Origin of the sequence: Methylobacterium sp. WL12 (genome assembly GCF_008039475.1) — a bacterium.
GTDB lineage: Bacteria > Pseudomonadota > Alphaproteobacteria > Rhizobiales > Beijerinckiaceae > Methylobacterium > Methylobacterium cerastii.
In genome coordinates this window covers 1-4,518 of record NZ_VRUW01000160.1, presented here as the reverse complement: position 1 = coordinate 4,518, position 4,518 = coordinate 1, and the positions used below count along the sequence as shown (strand labels likewise).

Genomic DNA, 4,518 nt, shown 5'->3' with positions numbered 1-4,518 from the left:
ATATTCATGTAATGTGATCTAGGAAAGTTAAGCCCGTGATTAAAATACCGTTTTGCTCAGGCGAATTTATCGGTATTCCTGTTTTTGTATTTACAATTTCACTTTTGGTTGGATGTAAAGACGTAGATCAAACAGATCGAGCGCACGATCGCAATGCCAAGCGCCCGGTATTTGTTCAGACAATAAATTCAGAACTACGTGTTTCGCAACGTGGCTTTGTTGGTACAATACGGCCACGTGTAGAAAGTGACTTCGGATTTCGTGTTCCAGGTAAGGTCGCTAAGCGTCTCGTGAACGTCGGCGACGTCGTTAAGGCAGGAACGGCACTTGCGACCCTTGATGAGATCGATCTGCACCTTCAGACGGAGCAAGCCGACGCGGAGTATTCCGCTGCCAAGGTCGTTCTGATCCAGGCCGAAGCCGACCTCAAACGAACTCTCACTCTCTCTCTTCAGGGGTGGACGCCTGCCTCGGTTGTCGATCGCCAGCGGGCTACGACTGAGGAGGCGCGGAGTCGGACTTTGCGGGCCGAGCGCGCCTTGGTACTGGCTCGAAACGCTGCCTCCTATGCGATCCTCCGCGCTGATGGGGATGGCGTCGTCACTGCAAGCCTAATCGAACCGGGGCAGGTGGTATCACCGGGGCAGGCGGCGATCCGTATTGCCTACACCGCAGAACGGGAGGCGGTAGTCGCCATCCCGGAGGCATTGGTACCGTTGGCTCGGGCGGGCAAGGCCAGCGTTGGGCTGTGGTCGAACGTGGGCGTGGTCTACACAGCGCGCTTGCGTGAGCTGGCGCCCGCCGCGGATGCCATGACCCGAACCTACCTCGCGCGCTTCTCGCTGCCTGGGGCGGACGAGGCGGTCAAGCTCGGCATGACGGCCACTGTGACCCTCGCTCAGGCCGAGATCGAGCGGGTAATGCGCATTCCCATTGCCGCTCTCATCGACCAAGGGAAGGGGCCGGCTGTCTGGACCGTCGAGGATGGCGGGCAACTCGCCCTCAAATCGGTTCAGGTCGCGGGCTATGATGCTCAGGACGCGTTAATTGCCTCAGGTCTCGCTGAGGGTGCACAGGTGGTACGGCTCGGCGCTCAGAAGCTCGATCCAGGTCAGCGCGTGCGCATCGTCGATACTTTGCAGTTCTGACCGCAATGTCATTGAGAGCGAACGGTCCGATACGGCGCTTCAATCTATCCGATTGGGCTGTGCATCACCGTCCGGTGGTATTATTCCTGATCCTCGCCATTGCGGCGGCCGGCACCTTAGGGTTTCTACGGCTCGGCCGAGCGGAGGATCCGAACTTTACGATCAAGGTCGCGGTCGTCACCGCGATCTGGCCCGGTGCTACGGCCAAGGAGATGCAGGATCAGGTTGCCGATCGTATCGAGAAGCGGCTTCAGACTCTGCCCTGGTTCGAAAAGGTCGTGACCTACGCCAAGCCGAACTTCGCCGCGATGCAGATCACGTTTCGCGACAACACGCCCTCGGCTCAGGTACCGAGCCTGTTCTATCAGATCCGCAAGAAGCTCGACGACATCCGGGGGGAATTGCCGGTTGGGGTGATCGGGCCCTCGGTCGACGACGAGTACGGCGACGTCGATGCGCTTCTGTATATGCTCACTGGCGACGGTGCGGATTACGCGCAGCTTAAGCTGGTGGCCGAAGGCCTTCGCCAGCGCCTTCTCAGGGTCGACGGCGCGGTCAAGGTCAACCTCTACGGGGTGCAGGACCAGCGCATCTTCGTGGAGTTCAGCCACGCCAAGCTCGCTACCCTCGGGATCGCGCCGCAAGTGCTGTTCGACGCGTTGAGCCGCCAGAACGCGGTCACGCCGGCCGGCACCGTGGAGACCTCGGCCCAGCGCATCCCCTTGCGCGTCACGGGCGCCCTCGACGGGGTGCGGGCGGTGGCCGAGACCCCGGTGGAGATCAACGGGCGTAGCGTGCGCTTGGGTGACCTTGCTACGATCACCCGCGGCACTGTCGATCCGCCCGACGGCCTCGTACGTCAGGAGGGTCGGCCGGCCCTGGGCATCGGCGTGGTGATGGCCAAGGGCTCCAACATCCAAGCCTTCGGCGCTGGCGTCGAGGTGGCCAAAGACGGCTTCATGGAGGCCGTGCCGCAGGGTTTCACGCTCACTCGCATCGCGGACCAGCCCAAGGTCGTGGACGAGGCGATGTTCGAGTTCGAGCGCTCCTTCGTCGAGGCTTTGGTCATCGTGCTCGCGGTCACCTTCCTCTCGCTCGGCTGGCGTACCGGTATTGTCGTAGCCCTCTCCGTGCCGCTGGTTCTGGCGCTGACGTTCGTGGTCATGCAGGCGCTCGGCATCGAGCTTCACCGGATCACGCTCGGCGCCCTCATCATCGCCCTGGGCCTACTGGTCGACGACGCCATCATCGCCGTCGAGACCATGGTGGTGAAGATCGAGCAAGGGTGGGACCGGATGCGGGCCGCCGCCTTCGCCTGGGAGTCGACCGCCTTTCCCATGTTGACCGGCACGCTGGTCACGGTTGCCGGCTTCCTGCCGGTAGGCTTCGCCAATTCGGCTGTGGGGGAATATGCCGGCGGCATCTTCTGGGTGGTGGCGATCGCCCTGATAGCCTCGTGGTTCGTAGCGGTGATCGTCACGCCCTATCTCGGCGTGCTGCTGCTGCCGAAGGATCTGATCAAGCACGACGCCCATGCCAACGACGCTTATGGCAACGCGGTCTACGACACCCAGCTCTACCGTGGCCTACGGAGGGTCGTGAGCTGGTGCGTGCGCTTCCGGGGGACGACGGCGCTCGCGACGCTCGCTGCGTTCGCGACTGGAATCGTCGGCTTCGGCTACGTCCAGCAGCAATTTTTCCCGCTCTCGGAGCGGCCAGAGCTGTTCCTGCAGCTGCGCCTGCCCCAGGGCAGCGCCATCGGCACGACGCTGAAATCCGTCGCGGAGGCCGAGGCACTGCTCGGCCATAACGATCCCGACATCGAGACCTACACCGCCTATGTCGGTCGGGGCAGTCCGCGTTTCTGGCTCGGGCTGAATCCGGAACTCCCCAACGAGGCCTTCGCAGAGATCGTCATCGCCGCCCGCGACACCGAAGCGCGCGAGCGGGTGAAGGCCCGCATCGAGAAACTGGTGGCGCAGGGCGCCTTGAACGCAGCCCGCGTTCGTGTCGACCGCTTCAACTTCGGGCCGCCGGTCGGCTTCCCCGTTCAGTTTCGCGTTGTAGGGCCGGAACCGGCCAAGGTCCGTGCCATCGCCTACCAGGTGCGCGACGTGGTCCGCGGCAATGACAAGGCCGTCGAGCCGCAACTCGATTGGAATGAGCGTGCGCCGGCCATCCGTCTCGTCGTCGATCAAGAGCGCGCTCGGGCGCTCGGCCTGAACGTCCAGGACATCAGCCAGACCCTGCAAACCCTGATCTCGGGACTCACCGTGACGACGATGCGCGAGGGCATCGAGCAAGTCGGCATCGTCGCCCGCGCGACGCAGTCCGAACGCCTCGACCTCGCTCACCTCTCCGATCTGACCGTGATCTCTCGCAATGGACTTGCAGTGCCTGTGGCACAGGTGGCGCGGCTCGAATACGTCGACGAGGAACCGATCCTCTGGCGGCGTAACCGCGACATGACGATCACCGTGCGCGCCGACGTGGTCGATGGCGTCCAGCCGCCGGACGTAACCAATGCGATTTGGCCGCTGCTGAAGCCGATCCGTGACGGCCTGGAACCGGCCTACCGCATCGAGATCGGCGGCGCGGTGGAGGAGTCAGATAAGGGCAATGCCTCGCTCTTCGTACTTTTCCCCGTCATGACCCTGGCGATGCTCAGCCTGCTGATGATCCAGCTTCAAAGCTTCGCCCGGCTGTTCCTTGTGTTCATGACTGCGCCGCTCGGGTTGATCGGTGCCTCGCTCGCACTGAACCTGTCCGGCAAGCCCTTCGGCTTCGTCGCTCTGCTCGGACTGATCGCGCTGGCCGGCATGATCATGCGCAACGCCGTCATCCTCGTCGACCAGATCGAGACAGACCGCATATCCGGACGCCACACCCTACGCGAGGCGATCGTCGAGGCGACGGTGCGCCGTGCCCGGCCTGTAGTGCTAACCGCGCTCGCGGCGATCCTGGCGATGATACCGCTCTCCCGCAGCGCCTTCTGGGGGCCGATGGCGATCACCATTATGGGGGGCCTGTTCGTAGCGACCTTTCTGACGCTGCTATTCTTTCCCGCCCTCTACGCCCTCTGGTACCGCCGCCATCTTGAAGAGCGCCTGAGCCCTTCTGACGACGAGCCGATTAACCGCAAAGTGCCCCTTGCCCTGGCGGCAGAGTAACTCCGGAAATTCATAGTTTCGGTAGCGCCGTCCCATTAGGGCCTGTCGTCGCCTGAACAGATTGGCTGGGCTTGCGTTTTCGTCTCTCTGATGGAGGAGGGACGATGCTGAGCGACGCGCAATGGGCTGATCTGGAGCCTCTGGTTGAAGCCTGCCGGCCCAAGGCCAAAACGCCTCCTCAGGATCTGCAGCGCACGCTC

General features: G+C 63.0%; 2 protein-coding genes and 1 pseudogene. All 3 read left to right on the top strand.

The window, feature by feature from the left end; all coding sequences use genetic code 11:
- Positions 1-35: 35 nt before the first annotated feature.
- Positions 36-1,148, top strand: a complete 1,113-nt coding sequence (locus FV226_RS26815) for an efflux RND transporter periplasmic adaptor subunit (RefSeq protein ID WP_246691747.1) — start codon at positions 36-38, stop codon at positions 1,146-1,148.
- A 29-nt stretch (positions 1,149-1,177) separates the two neighbouring features.
- Positions 1,178-4,318 carry an efflux RND transporter permease subunit gene (locus FV226_RS26810; protein WP_147765318.1) on the top strand — a complete coding sequence of 1,047 codons (3,141 nt, stop codon included), beginning with the start codon at positions 1,178-1,180 and terminating at the stop codon, positions 4,316-4,318.
- 104 nt (positions 4,319-4,422) lie between these two features.
- A pseudogene (locus tag FV226_RS26805) lies at positions 4,423-4,518 on the top strand (IS5/IS1182 family transposase); the annotation flags it as partial.